General features: G+C 61.1%; 14 protein-coding genes and 1 other RNA gene. 9 read left to right on the forward strand and 6 right to left on the reverse strand.

The features are described 5' to 3' along the window. Window positions 1-43: 43 nt before the first annotated feature. The 4 genes from guaD to xdhA all read right to left on the reverse strand — a co-directional run bounded on the left by guaD (window position 44) and on the right by xdhA (window position 6176). Complete coding sequence (guaD, locus tag EPZ47_RS09230) at window positions 44-1348, reverse strand: guanine deaminase (protein ID WP_135844488.1); 1305 nt, start codon at window positions 1346-1348, stop codon at window positions 44-46. 21 nt (window positions 1349-1369) lie between these two features. Beyond that, complete coding sequence (gene xdhC / locus EPZ47_RS09235; RefSeq protein WP_135844489.1) at window positions 1370-2212, reverse strand: xanthine dehydrogenase accessory protein XdhC; 843 nt, start codon at window positions 2210-2212, stop codon at window positions 1370-1372. Window positions 2213-2329: 117 nt separating this feature from the next. Next, the gene (gene xdhB, locus EPZ47_RS09240) at window positions 2330-4729 is read right to left on the reverse strand and encodes a xanthine dehydrogenase molybdopterin binding subunit (RefSeq protein ID WP_135844490.1); all 2400 of its coding nucleotides are present in this window, start codon (window positions 4727-4729) and stop codon (window positions 2330-2332) included. Continuing rightward, window positions 4722-6176 (reverse strand): xanthine dehydrogenase small subunit, encoded by a 1455-nt coding sequence (gene xdhA / locus EPZ47_RS09245; RefSeq protein WP_135844491.1) that lies wholly within the window; start codon window positions 6174-6176, stop codon window positions 4722-4724. Before xdhA ends, xdhB begins: the two co-directional genes overlap by 8 nt. A gap of 394 nt (window positions 6177-6570) precedes the next feature. Between xdhA and EPZ47_RS09250 the strand changes: the two genes are divergently transcribed. From EPZ47_RS09250 to ffs, 7 genes are all read left to right on the forward strand, one after another. Then, on the forward strand, window positions 6571-7230 hold the full coding sequence (locus EPZ47_RS09250; RefSeq protein WP_135844492.1) for a GntR family transcriptional regulator: 660 nt from the start codon (window positions 6571-6573) through the stop codon (window positions 7228-7230). 1 nt (window position 7231) lies between these two features. Beyond that, window positions 7232-10720, forward strand: coding sequence for a chromosome segregation protein SMC (gene smc, locus EPZ47_RS09255; RefSeq protein WP_135844493.1), 3489 nt, complete (start codon window positions 7232-7234; stop codon window positions 10718-10720). Between the two features lie 257 nt (window positions 10721-10977). Continuing rightward, window positions 10978-11823, forward strand: coding sequence for a cell division protein ZipA (zipA, locus tag EPZ47_RS09260; RefSeq protein WP_135844494.1), 846 nt, complete (start codon window positions 10978-10980; stop codon window positions 11821-11823). Between the two features lie 188 nt (window positions 11824-12011). Further along, complete coding sequence (gene ligA, locus EPZ47_RS09265; protein WP_135844495.1) at window positions 12012-14369, forward strand: NAD-dependent DNA ligase LigA; 2358 nt, start codon at window positions 12012-12014, stop codon at window positions 14367-14369. 139 nt (window positions 14370-14508) lie between these two features. Further along, window positions 14509-15669, forward strand: coding sequence for a zinc-binding metallopeptidase family protein (locus EPZ47_RS09270; protein WP_135844496.1), 1161 nt, complete (start codon window positions 14509-14511; stop codon window positions 15667-15669). A gap of 168 nt (window positions 15670-15837) precedes the next feature. After that, on the forward strand, window positions 15838-16188 hold the full coding sequence (locus EPZ47_RS09275; RefSeq protein ID WP_135844497.1) for a hypothetical protein: 351 nt from the start codon (window positions 15838-15840) through the stop codon (window positions 16186-16188). A 430-nt stretch (window positions 16189-16618) separates the two neighbouring features. Then, an RNA gene (gene ffs, locus EPZ47_RS09280) (signal recognition particle sRNA small type) lies at window positions 16619-16715 on the forward strand. Between the two features lie 309 nt (window positions 16716-17024). On the opposite strand, the gene EPZ47_RS09285 is transcribed toward ffs, so the two are convergent. Further along, window positions 17025-17339 (reverse strand): helix-turn-helix domain-containing protein, encoded by a 315-nt coding sequence (locus tag EPZ47_RS09285; protein ID WP_135844498.1) that lies wholly within the window; start codon window positions 17337-17339, stop codon window positions 17025-17027. A gap of 338 nt (window positions 17340-17677) precedes the next feature. On the opposite strand from EPZ47_RS09285, the gene EPZ47_RS09290 reads away from it, so the two are divergent. Continuing rightward, window positions 17678-19420 carry a putative bifunctional diguanylate cyclase/phosphodiesterase gene (locus EPZ47_RS09290; RefSeq protein WP_135844499.1) on the forward strand — a complete coding sequence of 581 codons (1743 nt, stop codon included), beginning with the start codon at window positions 17678-17680 and terminating at the stop codon, window positions 19418-19420. On the opposite strand, the gene EPZ47_RS09295 is transcribed toward EPZ47_RS09290, so the two are convergent. Next, on the reverse strand, window positions 19372-20136 hold the full coding sequence (locus tag EPZ47_RS09295) for a substrate-binding periplasmic protein (RefSeq protein WP_135844500.1): 765 nt from the start codon (window positions 20134-20136) through the stop codon (window positions 19372-19374). The genes EPZ47_RS09290 and EPZ47_RS09295 overlap by 49 nt on opposite strands. Window positions 20137-20279: 143 nt before the next feature. Here EPZ47_RS09295 and dnaX point away from each other — a divergent pair, with 143 nt between their 5' ends. Next, on the forward strand, window positions 20280-22355 hold the full coding sequence (gene dnaX, locus EPZ47_RS09300; RefSeq protein WP_135844501.1) for a DNA polymerase III subunit gamma/tau: 2076 nt from the start codon (window positions 20280-20282) through the stop codon (window positions 22353-22355). Window positions 22356-22362: the final 7 nt, after the last annotated feature.

Here is a 22362-nt window from a genome sequence, read left to right on the forward strand (position 1 = left end):
GAGCAGGCTTGCTCGCGAAGGCGATTTGGCAGGCGATAAAAATCTACCGCTGATGCACCAACCTGCCAGCCGCATAAGTCTGCATCACCGTCCGGTCATCCCCCAGCGTCATCAACACAAACAACTTCTCGGCAATGTCCCTGGCCTGCTTCAGGCGATAGCTCAACAGCGGCGTGGCGTTGTAGTCCAGTACCAGGAAGTCCGCATCGCTGCCCGGCTGCAAAGTCCCGATCCGCTCTTCCAGGCGCAGGGCCCGGGCGCCGCCCAGAGTCGCCAGGTACAGCGATTTGAACGGGCTCAACCGCGCGCCCTGTAGCTGCATCACTTTGTAGGCTTCGTTCAGGGTTTGCAGCAGCGAAAAACTGGTGCCGCCGCCCACATCCGTGCCCAATCCCACGTTCACCTTGTACTTCTCGGCCATCGGCAGGTTGAACAGGCCGCTGCCCAGGAAAAGATTCGAGGTCGGGCAGAACGCGATGGCCGAACCGGCCTCGGCCAGGCGCGCACATTCGTCGTCGCACAGGTGCACGCCGTGGGCAAACACCGAACGCTCGCCAAGCAACTGGTAATGGTCGTAGACGTCCAGATAACCCTTGCGCTGCGGGAACAGCTCCTTGACCCACTGCACCTCCTGCAGGTTTTCACTGATGTGGGTCTGCATGTACAGGTCTGGATATTCCCCCAGCAGTTGACCGGCCAAGGTCAATTGTTCCGGGGTGCTGGTAGGCGCGAAACGCGGGGTCACGGCGTAATGCAGGCGGCCCTTGCCGTGCCAGCGCTCGATCAGCGCCTTGCTTTCGGTGTAGCTGGATTCGGCGGTGTCGGTCAAGTAGTCCGGGGCGTTGCGGTCCATCATCACTTTGCCGGCGATCATGCGCAGGTCAAGTTTCTCGGCCACTTCGAAAAGCGCGTTCACCGATTGCGGATGGACGCTGCCGAATACCAGTGCGGTGGTGGTGCCGTTGCGCAGCAGTTCCTTGACGAAAATATCGGCCACCGCATCGGCATGGGCCTGGTCGGCGAACTGGCTTTCGCAGGGGAAGGTGTAGGTGTCGAGCCAGTCCAGCAACTGCTCGCCATAGGCGCCGACCATGCCGGTCTGCGGCAAGTGGATGTGGGTGTCGATGAAGCCTGGGGTGATCAGCGCGTCCGGGTAATGGTTGATCTCGATGTCCGCCGCCAGGGTTGGCAGCAGGTCATGGGCAGGGCCGATGGCGCTGATCTGGCCGTTCTCCACCACCAGCAAACCGTCTTCGAAATATTCATAGGACGCTTCGATCCCAACTTCGGCGGGGTCGGCGAGGCTGTGGAGCAGGGCGGCGCGGTAGGCTTTGCGTGTCAGGGGCATGAGGAACTTCTCAACAATGAATTAACGATTGGCCTGGCTACGGCGCGAGGCCGGCAGCAGCTTGGCAATCGGTTCGGCGCGGGCGGTGTGCTGGCCGAAATCGGCGTTATAGGTGGCGATGATTTCACCGGCGATGGAGATGGCGATTTCCACCGGTAACTTGCCTTTGACTTCGCCAATGCCCATCGGGCAACGCATGCGTTGCAAGGCGCTGCTGTCGAAGCCACGATCACGCAGGCGGTGTTCGAACTTTACCCGCTTGGTCTTCGAGCCGATCAGGCCGAAGTAGGCGAAGTCGTTGCGCTTGAGGATCGCGGCGCTCAATTCCAGATCGAGCTGATGGTTGTGGGTCATGACAATGCAGTAACTGCCGGCGGGCAAGTCGTCGATTTCATCCTGTGGGTCTTCGCTGACGATCTTGCGCACGCCGTGGGGCAGGTGTTCGGGGAACTCCGCCTCCCGGGAGTCGATCCAGCGCACTTTGCAGGGCAGGCTTGCCAGCAGCGGGACCAAGGCGCGGCCGACGTGGCCAGCGCCGAACACGGCGATTTGTGCCTGCACCTGGCCCATGGGTTCGAACAGCAACACCGTCACGCCACCGCAGCATTGGCCCAGGCTGGCGCCGAGGCTGAAGCGCTCCAGATGCGTGCTTTGCTGGCCGCTGGCGAGCATTTGCCGGGCGAGTTCCATGGCCTTGTATTCCAGGTGCCCGCCACCAATGGTGTCGAAGGTCTGGCTGGCGCTGATGACCATCTTCGAACCGGCGTTGCGTGGTGTGGAGCCGAGCTCTTCGATGATCGTCACCAGTACGCAGGGTTCACCGCGATCTTGCAGGTCGGCGAGGGCGCTGATCCAGTTGTACATATTCCACCTCAACATTTCTGTTGTCTGTTCGGCCGCCTTCGCGGGCAAGCCCGCTCCCACATTTGGATCGCGGTCCCCTGTGGGTGCGGGCTTGCTCGCGAAGGCCGCGCCGCGGTCTTAGAGCGAAGCCAGCTCGGTTTCAGCTTCCCCAACCTTCGCCACCCTCAACCCGCGCATCTGCTCACACCCCCACAACACCCGCTCCGGTGTCGCCGGCGCGTCGATTTTCGGTTGGTGCCGGTAATCCCCCAGGCTCGCTACGGCGTCCTTGATCGCGCACCACGCGGCGATGCCGAGCATGAACGGTGGCTCGCCGACGGCTTTGGAATGGAACACCGTGTCTTCGGGGTTCTTGCGGTTCTCCACCAGTTTGACCCGCAGATCCAGCGGCATGTCAGCCACTGCCGGGATCTTGTAGCTGGCCGGGCCGTTGGTCATCAGCTTGCCCTTGTCGTTCCACACCAGCTCTTCCATGGTCAGCCAGCCCATGCCCTGGATGAAGCCGCCCTCGACCTGGCCGGTGTCGATGGCCGGGTTCAATGAGGCGCCGACGTCGTGAAGGATGTCGGTGCGCAGCATCTTGTACTCGCCGGTGAGGGTGTCGACGATCACCTCGGCACACGCCGCGCCGAAGGCGTAGTAGTAGAACGGCCTACCCCGGGCCTGGCTGCGGTCGTAGTAGATTTTCGGGGTCTTGTAGAAGCCGGTGCTCGACAGCGAGACCTGGGCGAAATACGCCTGCTGCACCAGCGCGTCGAACGTCAGGATGTGATCGCGTACCCGTACATGGCCATTGTGGAATGCCACGTCTTCCTCGCTGACCTTGTACTGCCGCGCGGCGAATTCCACCAGGCGCTGCTTGATGGTTTCGGCGGCATTCTGCGCGGCCTTGCCATTCAGGTCGGCGCCGCTGGAGGCGGCAGTCGGCGAAGTGTTCGGCACCTTGTCGGTGTTGGTCGCGGTGATTTGCACGCGGTCCATTTCCACCTGGAATACTTCGGCCACCACTTGCGCGACCTTGGTGTTCAGGCCCTGGCCCATTTCGGTGCCGCCATGGTTCAGGTGGATGCTGCCGTCGGTGTAGATGTGGATCAAGGCACCTGCCTGGTTGAGGAAACTGGCGGTGAACGAAATACCGAATTTCACCGGGGTCAGCGCCAGGCCTTTTTTCAGGATCGGGCTATTGGCGTTGTAACGACGAATCGCTTCGCGACGCTCGGCGTACTGGCTGCTTTCTTCAAGTTCGGCGGTCATTTCCTCGAGCATGTTGTGCTCGACGGTCTGGTAGTAGTGGGTGACGTTGCGCTCGGTCTTGCCATAGTAGTTGGCCTTGCGCACCGCCAGCGGATCGAGCCCCAAGTGCCGGGCGATGGCGTCCATCACCTCTTCGATGGCGACCATGCCTTGCGGCCCGCCGAACCCCCGATAGGCGGTGTTCGACGCGGTGTTGGTCTTGCAGCGATGGCCATTGATGGTCGCATCGCCCAGGTAATAGGCGTTGTCGGCATGGAACATCGCCCGGTCGACAATCGAGGCCGACAGGTCCGGCGAACAACCGCAGTTGCCGGCCAGTTCCAGGGCGATGCCATGCAGGCGCCCGGTGCTGTCGAAGCCCACGTCGTATTCGATGTAGAACGGGTGGCGCTTACCGGTCATCAGCATGTCTTCGACCCGGGGCAGGCGCATCTTGGTTGGCTGGCCGGTGAGGTGGGCGATGACTGCGCACAGGCATGCCGGGCTGGCGGCCTGGGTTTCCTTGCCACCGAAGCCGCCACCCATGCGGCGCATGTCCACCACGACCTTGTTCATCGACACACCCAGCACTTCGGCCACCAGTTTCTGCACCTCGGTGGGGTTCTGGGTCGAGCAATAGACGATCATGCCGCCGTCTTCGGTGGGCATCACCGAGGAGATCTGGGTTTCCAGGTAAAAGTGTTCCTGGCCGCCAATGTGCAGCGAGCCCTGGATGCGATGCTCGGCACTGGCCAGTGCCGTGGCCGAATCACCCCGTTGATGGGTATGGCTGTCGAGCACGAAATGGCGTTTGCGCAGGGCCTCGACCACATCCAGCACCGGTTCCAGGTCTTCGTATTCGACGATGGCGGCCAGCGCGGCCTTGCGTGCGGTTTCCAGGTCTTTGGCGGCGACGGCGAGCACCGGTTGGCCGACGAACTGCACGTCATCGATGGCCAGCAACGGATCACCGGGCAGCAACGGGCCGATGTCCTTGAGCCCCGGGATGTCTGCATGGGTAATGGCGATGCGCACGCCTTCGAAGGCGTAGCAGGGCGCGGTGTCGATGCGGATGATCCGGGCGTGGGCGCGGTCCGAAAGTCGGGCGTAAACGTGCAGCTGATTAGGGAATTCCAGGCGATCATCAATGTACTGGGCTTCGCCGGACACATGCTTGGCGGCGCTGTCATGCTTGACGCTGCGGCCCACGCCAGTGGTCAGCTCACGGGCGAACAGCTCGGCCAATTCGACTTGAGTCTTCTCTACGGCGTGATGGTTAGACATAAGCGGTCACCCGAGTCTCGATGTGCGGCGTTTGCAGTTCGATGAAGTATTTGCGCAACAGATTGCGGGCGCTGAGCAGGCGGTATTCCTTGCTGGCGCGGAAGTCCGACAGCGGCGTGAAATCTTCGGCCAGGGCGGCGCAGGCGCGTTCGATGGTGCTGTCGTTCCACTGCGCACCGATCAATACGGCTTCGCAATGCGTGGCGCGTTTGGGCGTCGCGGCCATGCCGCCGAAGGCCACGCGAGCGTCGCGGACCACGCCGTTGTCGATGCGCAGGTTGAATGCCGCGCACACCGCGGAAATGTCATCGTCCAGGCGCTTGGAGACCTTGTAGGCGCGGAACGCCTGTTCGGCGCTGGCCCGCGGGACGATGATCTTTTCGATGAATTCGCTTTCCTGACGGGCGGTGACCCGGTAGTCGATGAAATAGTCTTCCAGCGCCAGGGTGCGACGGGTCTGGCCCTTGCACAACACGATCTGCGCACCCAGGGCGATCAGCAGGGGCGGGGAGTCGCCAATCGGTGAAGCGTTGCCGATGTTGCCGCCCAAGGTGCCCTGGTTGCGGATCTGCAGCGAGGCGAAGCGCTGCAGCAGTTCGCCGAAGTCCGGGTATTCGGCTTTCAGGGCCTCGTAGCAATCGGACAGCGCCGTGGCGGCGCCGATCTCCAGGCGATCGTCAAAGCGTTCGACACGCTTGAGTTCGGCGACGTTGCCCACGTAGATCATCACCGGCAGGGTGCGGTGGAACTGGGTGACTTCCAGGGCCAGGTCCGTGCCGCCGGCCAACAGGCGCGCCTGGGGATAAGCGTCGTAGAGGTCGGCGAGGTCGGCGACGGTCAGCGGCACCAGGCAGCGCTTGTCGCCGCTGTTGAGTTCGCCAGTCTCGGTCGGGGCGATGGCTTTGAGGCGGGCGATGGTCTCGGCCTCGCGGGCGTCGAACTGGTCCGGTTGCTTGCCGCAACAAGCCTGCTCGGCGGCGGCCAGGATAGGCCGATAGCCGGTGCAGCGGCACAGGTTGCCGGCCAAGGCTTCGTGGGTTTTGTGGGTGTCGGCTTGCTCGCTGTTCTTTTGCAGGGCGAACAACGACATGACGAAGCCGGGTGTGCAAAAGCCGCATTGCGAACCGTGGCAATCGACCATCGCTTGTTGGACGCTGTGCAACTGGCCCTGGTGCTTGAGGTCTTCGACGCTGATCAGTTGTTTGCCGTGCAGGGCCGAGACGAAGGTCAGGCATGAATTGAGGCTGCGATAGCGCATGCGCTCGTGGCCGGTTTCGTCCGTGTGCAATTCGCCCACCACCACGGTGCATGCGCCACAGTCGCCACTGGCGCAGCCTTCTTTGGTACCGGGTTTGCCGACATGCTCGCGCAGATAGTTGAGCACGGTCAGGTTCGGGTCCAGGGCGTGCTCGCTACGGAGTTCCTGGTTGAGTAAAAACTGGATCACGGAAGGCCTCGCAGACTCATTATTGTTGTATCGACTTGGGCTGAATTTATCAGTTCTGACTTTACGGTCAATGATTTTCTGACTTTAAGGTCAGGAAAATCTGTTTTGTCGATGAACAATGGGGTTCGGGTATTGGTCCTTGGGCGATGTCCTACTTCTATCAGTTAAGCGCAAATCCATGTGGGAGCGGGCTTGCTCGCGAAGACGGCGTTTGTGTCGGAAAATTTCTCGCTCACGGACTGGCCTCTTCGCGAGCAAGCCCGCTCCCACAAGGTCTGCACTACTGAAAAAATTGCTTATATCGTGCCAAAACCCGGTGCAGGCCCTGCGCCATGACGTATTGAGTGCGCTACACTGCGCCGCTTGTGCAAATCGAAGAGTTTGAAGGACAACCATGACGTTCAAGGCCCCGGACAGCCTCGCCGAGCAAATCGCCCACCATCTCGCCGAACGCATCATTCGCGGCGAAATGAAGCCGGGGGAGCGCATCCAGGAGCAAAAGGTCACGCTGGCACTCAACGTCAGCCGCGGCTCGGTGCGCGAGGCCCTGTTGATTCTCGAGCGACGTCACCTGATCGCCATCCTGCCGCGCCGTGGCGCCCACGTCACCGAGCTCACCGAACATAATGTGCGCAGTCTCTGTGCGTTGATGAGCGAGCTGTACATCCTGCTGGGCAATGCCGTGGCCCATGGTTGGCAGGATCAGGCCGACATGGCGCCGTTCGTGGCCATCCAGCAGCGGCTCAAGGACGCCTTTGCGCGCCAGGACATCCGCACCTTTGTCGACGAAAGCTTCAGCGTGATGCGCGCCGCGTATCCTTTCGCCAACAACCCGTACTTGCAGGAAACCGTCGAGAACCTGCAACCGGCCATGAGCCGTGCCTATTTCCTCGCCCTGGAACAGCGCAAGGCGGAAATGAGTGAATTCCTCGAGTTGTTCCAGCGCCTGCTCACCGCCGTGCTGGCCCGTGATTTGCCGCAGATCCGCATCGTGCTCACGGCCTACGCCCAGCGCAGTTGCGATCTGGTGGTTTCTGCCCTGACGGCGGCCTGACGTGCGACTCAAGTGCATCAAGCTGGCGGGGTTCAAATCCTTCGTCGACCCGACCACGGTGAACTTCCCCAGTAACATGGCGGCGGTGGTCGGGCCCAACGGTTGCGGCAAGTCGAACATCATCGACGCCGTGCGCTGGGTGATGGGCGAGAGTTCGGCCAAGAACCTGCGCGGCGAATCGATGACCGACGTCATCTTCAATGGCTCCACCAGCCGCAAGCCGGTGAGCCAGGCCAGCATCGAGTTGGTGTTCGACAACTCCGACGGCACCCTGGTCGGCGAATACGCCGCCTATGCGGAAATCTCCATTCGTCGCAAAGTGACTCGCGACAGCCAGAACAGTTATTTCCTCAACGGCACCAAATGCCGGCGTCGCGATATCACCGATATTTTCCTCGGCACCGGCCTGGGGCCGCGCAGCTATTCGATCATCGAGCAGGGCATGATCTCCAAGCTGATCGAGGCCAAGCCCGAAGATCTACGCAACTTCATCGAAGAAGCCGCCGGTATTTCCAAATACAAGGAACGGCGACGCGAAACTGAAAACCGCATTCGCCGCACCCACGAAAACCTGGCGCGCCTGACCGACCTGCGTGAAGAGCTCGAACGTCAGCTTGAGCGCTTGCACCGACAGGCCGAGGCCGCCAAGAAGTATCAGGAATACAAGGGCGAGGAGCGTCAGCTCAAGGCCCAGCTCTCGGCCCTGCGCTGGCAGGCGTTGAACGAGCAGGTCGGCCAGCGCGAGGCGGTTATTGGCAACCAGGAGGTCAGCTTCGAAGCCTTGGTGGCTGAACAGCGCAACGCCGATGCCGCCATCGAGCGCCTGCGGGACGGCCACCACGACCTGTCCGAACGCTTCAACCTGGTGCAAGGGCGCTTCTATTCGGTGGGCGGCGACATCGCCCGGGTCGAACAGAGCATTCAGCACGGTCAGCAACGACTGCGGCAGTTGCAGGATGATTTGAAGGAAGCCGAGCGGGCGCGCCTGGAAACCGAATCCCACCTGGGCCACGACCGCACTTTGCTGCTGACCCTCGGCGAAGAGCTGGACCGGCTCACGCCGGAGCAGGAAATCACCAGCGCCGCCGCCGAAGAGGCTGCCGCCGCCCTGGAAGAAGCCGAGCTGACCATGCACGGTTGGCAAGAGCAGTGGGACAGTTTCAACCTGACCTCGGCCGAGCCACGGCGTCAGGCTGAGGTCCAGCAGTCGCGCATCCAGCAGCTGGAAACCAGCATGGAGCGCCTGGCCGACCGTCAGCGCCGTCTGGCCGAAGAGCGTGCCTTGCTGGCGGCGGATCCGGAAGATGCGGCGATCCTCGATCTGAGCGAGCAACTGGCCGCCAGCGAAGCCACGCTTGAAGATTTGCAGGCCAGCGAAGACGCCCAGGTCGAACGGCTTGAGCAACTGCGCCAGGCCTTGCAACTGGCCTTGCAGAACCAGCAGCAGGCCCAGGGCGAATTGCAACGGCTTAACGGGCGCCTGGCCTCGCTGGAGGCCCTGCAGCAAGCCGCGTTGGACCCGGGCACCGGCACCGCCGAATGGCTGCGCGATCAGCACCTGGCCGAGCGCCCGCGCCTGGCCGAGGGCCTGAAGGTCGATGCCGGTTGGGAGCTGGCGGTGGAAACCGTGCTGGGCGCTGACCTGCAAGCGGTGCTGGTGGACGATTTCGCCGGTTTCGACCTGTCGGGTTTTACCCAAGGCGATCTGCGCCTGCTCAGCCCGGCCGGTGACGGCGTGCGGGTGCCCGGCAGCTTGCTGGATAAAGTCGAGGCCCAGGTCGATCTGTCGCCGTGGTTGGGGCAGGTCAAACCGGTAGAAAGCCTCGAACAGGCCTTGGCCTTGCGCGGACAATTGGCGGCCGGCGAAAGCCTGATCAGCCGCGACGGGTATTGGGTGGGCCGGCATTTCCTGCGGGTGCGCCGGGCCAGCGAAGCCGAGAGCGGCATGCTCGCCCGCGGCCAGGAAATCCAGCGCCTGAGTGCCGAGCGCGAAGAGCGCGAGGCCAGCGTCGAAGCCCTGGAAACCGAATTGCAGAACCTGCGGGCGCAACAGCGTCAACAGGAGAACGGCCGCGAACACTTGCGTCGGCTGTTGCAGGACGAAGCACGCCAGCAAGGCGAGCTCAAGGCGCAGTTGTCGGCCGGCAAGGCCAAGGTCGAACAATTGGCCCTGCGCCGCACCCGTCTTGAAGAAGAGATTGCCGAGCTGGGCGAGCAGCGGGCACTGGAACACGAACAGATCGGCGAAGCGCGCCTGCAACTGCAGGAGGCCCTCGATGCCATGGCACTGGACACCGAGCAGCGCGAGCTGTTGCTGGCTCAGCGCGACAGCCTGCGCGAACGCCTCGACCGGGTGCGTCAGGAAGCGCGGCAGCATAAGGATCACGCCCATCAGTTGGCGGTGCGCCTGGGCTCGCTCAAGGCCCAGCACGATTCGACGCGCCAGGCACTGGAACGGCTGGAAATGCAGTCCGAACGCCTGACCGAAAAGCGTGAGCAGTTGAGCCTCAATCTGGAGGAGGGCGAAGCGCCGCTGGAAGAGTTGCGCCTCAAACTCGAAGAACTGCTCGACAAGCGCATGAGCGTCGATGAAGAACTCAAGACTGCGCAAATTGCCCTGGAAGACGCCGACCGTGAACTGCGCGACGCTGAGAAGCGCCGCAGCCAGGCCGAGCAGCAATCCCAGTTGATCCGCGGCCAGATGGAACAGCAGCGCATGGAATGGCAAGCGCTGACGGTACGGCGCAAAGCCATGCAGGACCAATTGCTGGAAGACGGCTACGACCTCGACGGCGTGCTTGCCACCTTGGTGGCCGGGGCGAACGAGAAGGAGGCCGAGGAAGAACTGGAACGTATTGCCCTGCGCATCCAGCGGCTGGGGGCGATCAACCTGGCGGCCATCGACGAGTATCAGCAGCAGTCCGAGCGCAAGCGCTATCTGGATGCCCAGAACGACGATCTGGTGGAAGCGCTGGAGACCCTGGAAAACGTCATTCGCAAGATCGACAAGGAAACCCGCAACCGCTTCAAGGATACCTTTGATCAGATCAACGGTGGTTTGCAGGCACTTTTCCCAAAAGTTTTCGGTGGTGGCAGCGCCTACTTGGAACTGACGGGCGAAGATTTACTCGATACAGGGGTGACTATCATGGCGCGTCCTCCTGGCAAGAAGAACAGCACCATCCATTTGCTCTCCGGTGGCGAAAAGGCGCTGACCGCGCTGGCCCTGGTTTTTGCCATTTTCAAATTGAACCCGGCGCCGTTCTGCATGCTCGACGAAGTCGATGCGCCACTGGACGATGCCAACGTGGGCCGTTACGCACGGCTGGTAAAGGAGATGTCGGAAACGGTGCAGTTCATCTACATCACCCACAACAAGATCGCCATGGAAATGGCCGATCAGTTGATGGGCGTGACGATGCACGAGCCGGGTTGCTCGCGGCTGGTGGCGGTGGATGTGGAGGAAGCCATGGCGATGGTGGATGCCTGACCCTCGGGTTGTAGGGCATCTACTGGGAACGCTGTAGGTATTTTTTACCCTTGGGCTTGTTGTTCAATTCACAGATTGGCACGAGCCTATGCGACAGACGGTGTAAAGTTATCTTTGGTCGTGCTAGTTTAATGTCAATTTTTCGTGTGCGTGGGCAAAACGCCATTCAGAACATAGAGTTGGCGCCACGTTTTAAAGCGGTTTGCAAATAGCTAAGCCCCTTATTTTTCAGCATTTTTATAGAGGCACGGGATTACATGGAAATCGGTCTGCGCGAGTGGCTGATCGTCATCGGCATCATTGTCATTGCCGGTATTCTTTTCGACGGCTGGCGCCGCATGCGCGGCGGCAAGGGGAAACTGAAGTTTCGTCTTGATCGCAGTCTGTCGAACCTGCCGGATGACGATGGCAATGCCGAGCTGCTGGGGCCGCCACGGGTGCTGGACACCCATAAGGAGCCGCAGCTGGACGAGCACGACCTGCCGTCGATGAGCGCACCTGCACGTGAGCCACGGGAGTCGGGTTCCAAGCGCGGCAAGCGCAACAGCGAGCCGTCCCAGGGTGACCTGAATCTCAATCTGGACCTGGACGGCGGCCCGAGCTTCAGCAGCCGTGACGGCGATTTCCCCGATGAGAACAAATCCTCGGGTGCCGACAAAGACCAGGCCCAAGCCGAAGAAGTGTTGGTGATCAGCGTGATCTGCCGCGACCCGGCCGGTTTCAAGGGCCCGGCGTTGCTGCAGAACATCCTGGAAAGCGGCTTGCGTTTCGGTGAGATGGACATTTTTCACCGTCACGAAAGCATGGCCGGCAATGGCGAAGTGTTGTTCTCCATGGCCAACGCGGTCAAGCCGGGCGTGTTCGACCTGGATGACATCGACCACTTCAGCACGCCGGCAGTGAGCTTCTTCCTCGGCCTGCCAGGCCCGCGTCATCCCAAGCAAGCCTTCGACGTGATGGTGGCCGCGGCGCGCAAGCTGTCCCAGGAACTCAACGGCGAACTGAAGGATGACCAGCGCAGCGTGCTGACCGCCCAGACCATCGAGCACTACCGTCAGCGCATCGTCGAATTCGAACGCCGGGCACTGACCCAGAAGCGCTGAGGCCAAAGATCGCTGGCCCTGTAGGCGCTGCCGAAGGCTGCGATCTTTTGACCTTTCGCTTGAGATTCAAGTGTCTGGGGAAAGATCGCAGCCTCGTTGCACTCGTCAGCTCCTACAGCGCCTACATGCGATCGAAGTATTGAGAATGAGCAGCTTAGGCTGCTCTTTTGCTTTATGAGAGAACATCCATGACTGCCGTCGAAACCCGCATTCAACAGCTGCGTACCGAGCTGGACCAGCACAACTACCGCTACCACGTCCTCGATGAACCGAGCATCCCCGACGCCGAGTACGACCGCCTGTTCCATGAGCTCAAGGCCCTGGAAGAGCAGTACCCGGAACTGGTGACCAGCGACTCCCCAACCCAGCGGGTCGGCAGCGTGGCGCTGTCGGCGTTCAGCCAGGTGCGGCACGAGATCCCGATGCTCAGCCTGGGCAACGCTTTCGACGAAACCACCATGCGCGAGTTCGACCGACGGGTGACCGAAGGCCTCGATCTGCCAATGGGCGATCTGCTGGGCGGCGGCGCGGCGGTGGAATACAGTTGCGAACCGAAGCTCGATGGCCTGGCGGTCAGCCTGTTGTACCAGGACGGCATGCTGGTGCGCGGCGCCACTCGCGGTGACGGCACCACCGGCGAAGACATCAGCGTCAACGTGCGCACCGTGCGCAACATTCCCCTCAAGTTGCAGGGCAGCGGCTGGCCGCCGGTGCTGGAAGTGCGCGGCGAGGTCTACATGTCCAAGGCCGGCTTCGAGCGCCTCAACGCCACGCAGTTGGAGGCGGGCGGCAAGACCTTCGCCAACCCGCGCAACGCGGCGGCGGGGAGCCTGCGCCAGCTGGATTCGAAGATCACCGCCAACCGCCCGCTGGAATTCTGCTGCTACGGCATCGGCCAGGTGACCGCTGATATTGCCGATACCCATATCGGCAATCTCAATCAGCTCAAGGCCTGGGGCATGCCCATCAGTCGCGAACTGAAGCTGGCCCACGGTATCGACGAATGCCTGGATTACTACCGCGACATTGGCGAACGGCGCAGTGCGTTGCCTTATGAAATCGACGGTGTGGTGTTCAAGGTCAACAGCATCGCCTCCCAGCGTGAACTGGGTTTCCGTGCCCGGGAGCCGCGCTGGGCCATCGCCCATAAATTCCCGGCCAGCGAAGAACTCACCGAGCTGTTGGACGTCGAGTTCCAGGTCGGTCGCACTGGCGCTGTCACGCCCGTTGCACGGCTCAAGCCGGTCAAGGTGGCTGGCGTGACCGTGGCCAACGCCACGTTGCACAACATGGACGAAGTGGCGCGCCTGGGTTTGATGATCGGCGACACAGTGATTATCCGTCGCGCCGGGGACGTGATCCCACAAGTGGTGCAAGTGATAACCGAGCGCCGCCCGGACAATGCCCGGCCGGTGGAGATCCCGCAAGAATGTCCGGTCTGTGGCTCCCATGTGGAACGCACGCAGTTGATCAAGCGCAGCAAGGGCCGCGAGACCATCAGCGAAGGTGCGGTGTACCGCTGCGTCGGTCGCCTGGCCTGCGGCGCGCAGCTCAAGCAGGCGATCATTCATTTCGTGTCGCGCCGGGCCATGGACATCGAGGGTCTGGGCGAGAAGAGCGTCGAACAGTTGGTGGACGAGGGACTGGTGGGGTCGCCGGCCGATCTGTATGCCCTGACCTTCGAGCAGGTGGTCGACCTGGAAGGCTTCGCTGAACTGTCGAGCAAGAACCTGCTGGCGGCCATCGTCGACAGCAAAAAGCCGAGCCTCGCGCGCTTTATCTACGCCCTCGGCATCCCGGACGTGGGCGAGGAGACCGCCAAGGTCCTGGCTCGCTCCCTCGGCTCCCTGGAGCGCGTGCAGGCAGCTTTGCCTCAAGTCCTCACGTACTTGCCCGATGTCGGCCTGGAAGTGGCTCACGAGATCCACAGCTTCTTCGAAGACCTGCACAATCGCCAGGTGATCAAGGACTTGCTGCGCCATGGCCTCGATATCCAGGACCAGGGCGAGCTGGGTGCCGAGTTCTCCGCCAGCACCACCCTGGGCGGTTTTCTGGACAAGCTGAACATTCCGTCGGTCGGGCCGGGCGGGGCGCAGAAACTGGCGGATAAATTCGGTTCACTCGAAGCGGTCATGAGTGCCGACTGGCTCGACATGCGCCAGGCGCTGCCGGAAAAACAGGCCAACGCCGTGCGTGAGTTCTTCGCTATCGCTGCCAACCGTCAGCAGGCCGAAGCTGCCGAGAAGCAGCTGCAGGACTTTGGCATGCATTGGCTGAGCGAGAAGAAAGTCGTCGAAGGCCTGCCCGAGGCGGGACACACCTGGGTGCTGACCGGTTCGCTGGAGTTGATGAGCCGCGATGTCGCCAAGGACAAGCTGGAAAGCCTGGGGGCCAAGGTGGCTGGTTCCGTGTCGGCGAAAACCCATTGCGTGGTAGCCGGACCGGGCGCGGGCTCGAAGCTGACCAAGGCTAACGAGCTTGGGCTCAAGGTGCTGGATGAAGAGGCGTTTGTGGCCTTTTTGAGTAAGCATGGCCTCACGGTTTAATCAGAAGCGCTCCTTCGGGCAACATGCTGGCTCTTGTGGCGAGGGAGCTTGCTAGCGCTCGGGGGCACCGGCGAGGTAACGCGTGGGAACGATCGTGGGCAGAGGATGATCTAGTCTTGCAGGCTCCAGGGAGATCGCCATGTACCGCTTCTTTGAACAACTGAGTTCGCGCATTGCCGCGCCATTTGTGGGCGATCGCTCGCGTAACAGCAAAATCTGGGCGTGTCGCTGTGGTCAGTCGCTGTTTTTTCGCAACAGCCAATGCCTGGCCTGCCTGGCGGCGCTGGGCTATCAGCCGGAGCAAAGTCGCCTGTCGTCCTTGCAGCCCGGCGAGCAGCCCGACACCTGGACGCTGGACGCCGACCCGCAAGCCGGGGTGTTTCGCCGTTGCGCCAACCTCGACACCCCGGCGGCGTGCAACTGGTTGCTTGCGGCCAATGACCACGATGCCTTGTGCGTCGCCTGCAGCCTGAATCGCACCATTCCCGACTTGTCGATCCCGGAAAACCCCGAGCGCTGGCGCAAGGTCGAGACTGCCAAGCGCCGTCTGGTGGCGCAACTGATCACCCTCGGCTTGCCGGTTATCCCGAAAACCGTCGATGAAAACATTGGCTTGGCTTTCGATTTCATCGGCGTCGATCCTGATGGCACGCCTCCGACCACGGGGCACGCCAGCGGACTGGTCACCCTCGACATCAAAGAGGCCGACGATGACCATCGCGAATACGTGCGCCAGCAGATGCGCGAACCGTATCGCACCTTGCTCGGGCATTTCCGGCATGAGGTAGGGCACTACTATTGGGACAGGCTGGTCGCCAACAGCCACTGGCTCGAGGCGTTTCGCCAGCTGTTCGGCGATGAGCGCGCCAGTTACGCCGATGCCCTGGAGCGGCACTATCAGCAGGGAGCGCCGCTGGACTGGCAAACCCATTACGTCAGCGCCTACGCCACCATGCACCCGTGGGAAGACTGGGCGGAAACCTGGGCCCATTACCTGCACATGATGGACGCGGTGGACACGGCGCTGGGTTTCGGCATGAGTGCCCGGGAAATGGATATCGACTACCAGCCTTTCCCGCCGGAGACCCTGTACGACCCCGAGCACACCGGGGGGACGGCGTTCCTGTCATTCGTCAACGCCTGGATCGAGCTGGCCGGCATGCTCAACGAATTGTCTCGCAGTATGGGGCAGCCGGACTTCTATCCGTTCGTCGTATCCGCCGCCGTCATCACCAAGCTGCATTTCATCCATCTGGTGATCCAGGAGGAGGGTGGTCGGGCGGATGAGGTGCTGATGTAATTTTGCTACCGCTGCAAGTGTCTGCTCAGCAGATAAATTGTCGATTCTCGAAAAGGGGTTGAGCGAAGTTAAAGTGATGCCATTTGTTTTGACAGTGGTTTTCTATTCAAACTTTCCTTTACCCTAAAGCCGCCATGGATGATGGCTATATTTATTATGGAAGATGTTATGAAATATGAAGAGATGGATAAAGCGGCAACTATTCCCAATGCGCCTCGGCGGCTTTCCCAAGCAGGGCAGAGCCAATACACCATTATATTGGCTTGGCAAATCTCGGATAATGTCCGGCCCGATCAGATTGCGGGTCACACGTTTAAAGTAACTGCGGTGGCAACTGGACAGCCACAGTTTGTTCCCGCAACCCAAGTGAAACCGGATGGGCGCGGCTGGTACCGACATGAAATAGGCGTCAGTGGCGGTTCCCGGCCTGTCTATTTCAATGTTCAAGTTCGGGCGCAAGCTTCCAATGGTGAGTATGGGCCGTTCTGCCCAGTGGTAGTTTGTAATACTTCGTCATGACCGGCTATTTAATGTCAACAATGATTCAAGGCCGTAGTTGCTCATTGGTAGTTGTTTGAAAGATTCAATCTATTACGACTCACAGCAGGCCTGTGGGAGCGAGCCTGCTCGCGATGGCGGTGGATCAGCTTGTATTGATGTTGAGTGAACCTCCGTCATCGCGAGCAAGCTCGGCTCCCACATGGGTTCTCTAGTGTCCGCAGATCCAGTGTTCGCTCCAGATCCCTTGTGGGGGCGAGCTTGCTCGCGAAAGCGGTGGGTCAGCTTGCACCCAGGTCGAATGTGCCGAAGCCATCGCAAGCACGCTTTGCCCCCACAGCAAGTGCTTGAACATCTTAAGTTTTTTTATCCGGCGCGAACGGTTGTATCTTCTCGTCAGATAGGTACAATGGCGCGGCTCGCCGTCAGGTGAGCGTCGTTATGGTGACCCCATCGGTCCCCCCGCAACGATTACCCGTGAACCTGGTCAGATCCGGAAGGAAGCAGCCACAGCGGGAACATTGTGTGCCGGGGTGTGGCTGGTGGGGTTGCCTCCATAACGCCCAAGCCTTCGTTCGCAAGGTTTGCCAATTTTCAACTATTCCTATTATTCGCTGATCGATATCGATCGTTGCTTTCTGCTGTCCGGATTTTGGCCGGGGCAGGGCAGCTGAGTACTGGAACAGGTCCGTCTTGCCTCGGCGGACCGAGCTCCTGTCGCAGGTCGCTTGGATCAGCACTCCACGAATCGAGGGCAGTGGGGCTGTGTACAAATCGCCAGCCAGGCAAACGAGCGCCAAAGAGAAGCCTGGTCCGGCTTGTACCGACAGGCCAGATTCCTCTTGTTCATGACTGCATCAAGGCTTGGACAAGGCCTGGTCAACCGCTGCGATCAGCTTTCCCAGATCCTTCGGGGTGGCTCTATGTATGACACCGAACAGATACGCTCGCTGTTCGTCTTCATCGCCCATGTCGGCAAAAAAGGCTTTCAGCTGCACATCCAGCACGTCGGCAAGTAGGAACAAGGCTTCGATGCTGGGGGTGTAGGTGCCGGTTTCGAAGCGGCTGATGGTTTTGGGGTCAAAACCGGTTTTTTCGCCAAGTTCAGCCTGAGTAAGCCCCGCTACTTTGCGATAGCGTTTGATGGCCGCACCCAAACTTGAAATTTGCATCGCTCAATTCCCATTTAGAATCAAGAACTTAACGACAGTTTTTTGCATTAGGCAACCGCATTATTCATCACCTTGCTTTGCAAAATGTGATGCGTTTCGTAGAATCGGCCTTTGGCATGGGTATTTGGTGCCCTGCTTCTGAGCCGGGATGTGCGAAAAGAGTGGGCCTTGTGTTTCTTGCCGCGACACAAGACTTGAGCCTGGGCCCTCTGGTAGCACCGCCGGGGGTCTGTGCCCCAGCTTCTCTCAAGGTGTTTGAGCCTAGTTGATTTTCGCCTTTCCTGGAGGCGGTGCAACCGCGCGCGACAAATGAGCCTGACTCATGGATGACTGCTTCGATGGATAAGAAGTACCGCAGAGCCGTTGATGCCGCCGCGATTTTTTCCGAAACAGATCTGAGTGGGCGCATCACTTACGTCAACGATCAGTTTTGTAAACTGTTCGGGTACCGGCGTGAGGAACTGCTGGGGGCCGATCATCGCCTGCTCAATTCCGGCCAGCATCCCGGCGAGTTCTTCAGCGCCATGTGGCGCACCATTGCCTTGGGGCAGGTCTGGAAAGGGGAAATCTGTAACCGGGCCAAGGACGGCACGTTGCACTGGGTCGATACGACTTTGGTGCCGGTGATCGACGATGCGACCGGGCAAATCGAACGCTACCTGGCGATTCGCTTTGACGTCAGCGAAAAGCGCCAGCTGTTGCATTCGCTGCAGTGGCGGGTCGGGCACGATGTGCTGACCGGATTGCCCAATCGCACCTATCTGTCCGAGTTGCTGGACCAGGCCCTGGAGTTTTCCCGGCTGGAAAACTTTCCCTTGGCCGTGTGCATGCTCGACCTGGACGGCTTCAAGGCCGTCAACGATGGTCATGGCCACGCCAGTGGCGATCAATTGCTGGTGGAGGTCGCCAGGCGGCTGCGCACCATTGTGCGTGGAGAGGACGTGGTGGCGCGGCTGGCCGGGGACGAATTCGTGCTGGTGTTACGCCATGTGCGGGGGATGGAGGAATTGCACGCGGCGTTAAACCGAGTGTTGATTGCCGTGTCCATGCCGTATGGCATCAACGGTAAAGGCATCAAGGTTTTCGCCAGCATTGGCGTCACGTTGTTCCCGTGGGACAACGAAAACGCCGAGACCTTGTTGCGCCACGCCGATCAGGCGATGTATGTGGCCAAACAAAGCGGCCGTAATCGTTTTCATCTGTTCGATGTGTCCCGGGACAAGGAGGTCCGGGCCACTTACCAGACTGTCGAGCGGGTCCGGCAGGCGCTGGCGGGTAACGAATTGCGGTTGCACTTCCAGCCCAAGGTCAATATGCGCAATGGCACAGTGGTTGGTCTTGAGGCGTTGTTGCGCTGGAAGCATCCGCAACGTGGCCTGGTGCCGCCTCGGGAGTTCCTGCCGCTGGTGGAGGAGACTGACCTGATCGTCGAGATTGGCGAGTGGGTCATGGAGCAGGTGCTGACCCAGTTGCAGCAATGGCAGCAGGCGGGGCAGGGCTGGCCGGTGAGCATCAATATCTCGGCGCGTCATTTTCAGCGAGAGGACTTCGTCGAGCGGCTGCAGCAGGTGTTGGAGCGGCACCCGGCGGTGTCGCCGCGCATGCTGGATCTGCAGATCGTTGAGTCCGTCGCCGTGGAAAACCTTGCGCACGTCAGCGCGTGCCTCCAGTCATGCCAGGCGTTGGGTGTAGGCTTTTCACTGGGTGGCTTTGGCACTGGCTACTGCTCGCTCAACGACCTCAAGCACCTGCGCACGCAAACCATCAAGATCGACAAGGCCTTTGTCCGCGATATTCTCGAAGACCGCGATGACCTGGCGCTGACCGAAGCGGTGATCGGCCTGGCCCGGGCGTTTGGCCGCGAGGTGGTCGCGGAGGGGTTGGACAGCCTCGAACATGGGCTACTGTTGCTGCGCCTGGGCTGCGAGGTGGCTCAAGGCTATTTCATTGCCCGGCCCATGCCGGCCGAGCAAGTCCCTGGTTGGGTGACGGATTTTATCCCGCCGTTGCAATGGCGGCAGCGGCCGGGCGTTCAAGGCGAACCGGCTTCGGCCTGCGACGTGTCCCTGCGGCCAGTGTAGAGCCGGATGATTGCGTCGATCTCTCCCGACGTTTTCATTTTCAGCAAGGTGCGCAAAATGCGTTGTGCCGGGATTTTCGGATCGTCGCGCACGTAACAGCTCAACTGCTGTTCCTGGAGCAATGCCACCTCATGTAGCTGCCGATCAGCGTTATGCCGTTGATTGAACCAGTCCAGTGCCCATTGATTAGTGACCGCGTAGCGATAGCGGCCGGCCAGCAGTTTCGCCAGTACTTGTTCCTGGCTACGGGCATCGTCACGGTGCAGTTGGCCGCCATCGAAAAAGGGTTGCAAGGTCGGGTAGGTATAGCTCAGCACGGTGCCTATGGACTGGTGCGCCAGCGTCGCCAGCGTCACCGCTGCGGGGGCGTTCGCCGTGCCGACGAGCACGTCACGCTGGAAAAACAGTGGGACACTCCACAAATAATTGCCGCCCTCACTCACCCAGTCGGGGCTGACATAACACCGTACGTCGATTTCACCCTGCTTCATGGCTCCGTCCATCCGGGCGCGGGAGAGGACGTGAAATTCCGCCGGCATACCCACTTGGGTCGCCAGGCTGGTCATGATGTCGGGAAGGATGCCCTGGGTCGGGCGACCTCGTTCGATCTGTACCATGGGCATGGCCCAGCCGTCGGTAATGGCAAAGCGCAGTGGTACTTCGTCAGCCAAACAACCGGTCCCTAACATCAGCAAAGCCCCCATGGCTGAGCGCATAAACTCTCCTGACTGTGCAAAACCCTGTCGACAACCGAGTCCCAGATTCAAGCTTAGACAGATTAGACAAGCACACCGGATGCAATTTCGCCCCTGCTCCGCTAGCATTAGCCGCTTATGTTCCTTCGTTGCGACGGTTTTCGATGAGTTATCAGGTTCTTGCACGTAAGTGGCGTCCGCGCTCGTTCCGCGAAATGGTCGGCCAGACCCATGTGCTCAAGGCCCTGATCAATGCCTTGGACAGCCAGCGGCTGCACCATGCCTATCTGTTCACCGGTACCCGTGGCGTGGGCAAGACCACCATCGCGCGGATCATCGCCAAGTGCCTGAACTGCGAAACCGGCATTACCTCTACGCCTTGCGGCGAGTGTTCGGTGTGCCGGGAAATCGACGAAGGTCGTTTCGTCGACCTGATCGAGATTGACGCCGCCAGCCGCACCAAGGTCGAAGATACTCGCGAGTTGCTCGACAACGTGCAGTACGCGCCGAGCCGTGGGCGCTTCAAGGTCTATCTGATCGACGAAGTGCACATGCTCTCCAGCCATTCGTTCAATGCGCTGCTCAAGACCCTCGAGGAGCCGCCGCCCTACGTCAAGTTCATACTGGCGACCACCGACCCGCAGAAACTTCCTGCGACGATTTTGTCGCGGTGCCTGCAGTTCTCCCTGAAGAACATGACGCCGGAGCGGGTCGTCGAGCACCTGACCCACGTGCTGGGCGTCGAGAACGTTCCGTTCGAGGACGATGCGCTGTGGCTGCTGGGCCGCGCTGCCGATGGGTCGATGCGTGACGCCATGAGCCTGACCGACCAGGCCATTGCCTTCGGTGAAGGCAAGGTCATGGCCGCCGATGTGCGGGCGATGCTCGGCACCCTCGATCACGGCCAGGTCTATGACGTGTTGCATGCGTTGATCGAGGGTGACGCGAAGGCGTTGCTCGAAGCGGTGCGTCACCTGGCCGAGCAGGGCCCGGACTGGAATGGCGTGCTTTCGGAGATCCTCAATGTGCTGCACCGGGTCGCCATTGCCCAGGCCTTGCCTGAGGGTGTCGACAACGGTCATGGCGACCGTGATCGCGTACTGGCCCTGGCCCAGGCGCTGCCGGCCGAAGACGTGCAGTTCTATTACCAGATGGGCCTGATCGGCCGTCGTGACTTGCCCCTGGCGCCGGATCCGCGAGGCGGCTTCGAAATGGTCTTGTTGCGAATGCTGGCGTTCCGACCGGCCGACACGGCGGACGCCCCGAGGCAACCGCTAAAGCCAGTGGGGATCAGCCAGGCCACAGCTGATTCCGCCAAGCCAGTGGCTGCCGCGCCTGTCGTTGCGCCGGCAGTGGCTTCTGCTCCGGCGGCAGTGGTACCTATGGCCGAACCGGCTCCGGTGCCTGTCATTGCGCCAATTGAACCCGAGCCTGAACCGGTCGTCGAGGCATTGCCTGAGCCGGTCGCCGAAGCGGTCATCGACTTGCCCTGGAATGATCCGGTCGAGCCGCAGATCGTCCAGCAGCCCGCAGTGGAACCCGTGCTGGAAACCACCGCCGAGCAGCCCGAACTGCCACCGATGCCCCTGCCGACGCCCGACAGCGTGGTGCCGGATGCGCCCGAGTGGGTCGCCGCCCCGGTGCCTGAGCCGACAGTGGCCGACGTCGATGACGCCACACCGGGTATGGACCTGGATGACGAGCCGCCGCTGGATGAGGATTACATAGAGCCGGACATGGATTCGGCCTACAGCTATCTGGACGAGCTGGCCAGCGAACACGCTGCTGAACCAGCACCGGAACCCGAGCCGGAGCCGGCGGCGATGCCTGCCACCGGGCTGGCCTTGCAATGGCTGGAGCTGTTCCCGAAACTGCCGATTACCGGCATGACCGGCAGCATCGCGGCCAACTGCACGTTGATCGCCGTGGAAGGCGATCACTGGCTGCTGCATCTGGACCCGGCCCACAGCGCCTTGTTCAATGCCACCCAGCAGCGTCGCCTCAACGATGCGCTGAACCAGTACCACCAGCGCACCCTGACGCTGAACATCGAACTGATCAAGCCTGAGCAGGAAACCCCGGCCCAGGCCGCGTCCCGCCGCCGTGCCGACCGTCAGCGCGAAGCCGAGGAGTCGATCCACAGTGATCCGTTCATCCAGCAGATGATGCAACAGTTCGGCGCCGTGGTTCGTCACGATACTATCGAACCTGTCGAGGCCCCGGTTACTCAGGGCTCATAACTGAAAG

Origin of the sequence: Pseudomonas viciae (genome assembly GCF_004786035.1) — a bacterium.
Classification (GTDB): Bacteria; Pseudomonadota; Gammaproteobacteria; order Pseudomonadales; family Pseudomonadaceae; genus Aquipseudomonas; species Aquipseudomonas viciae.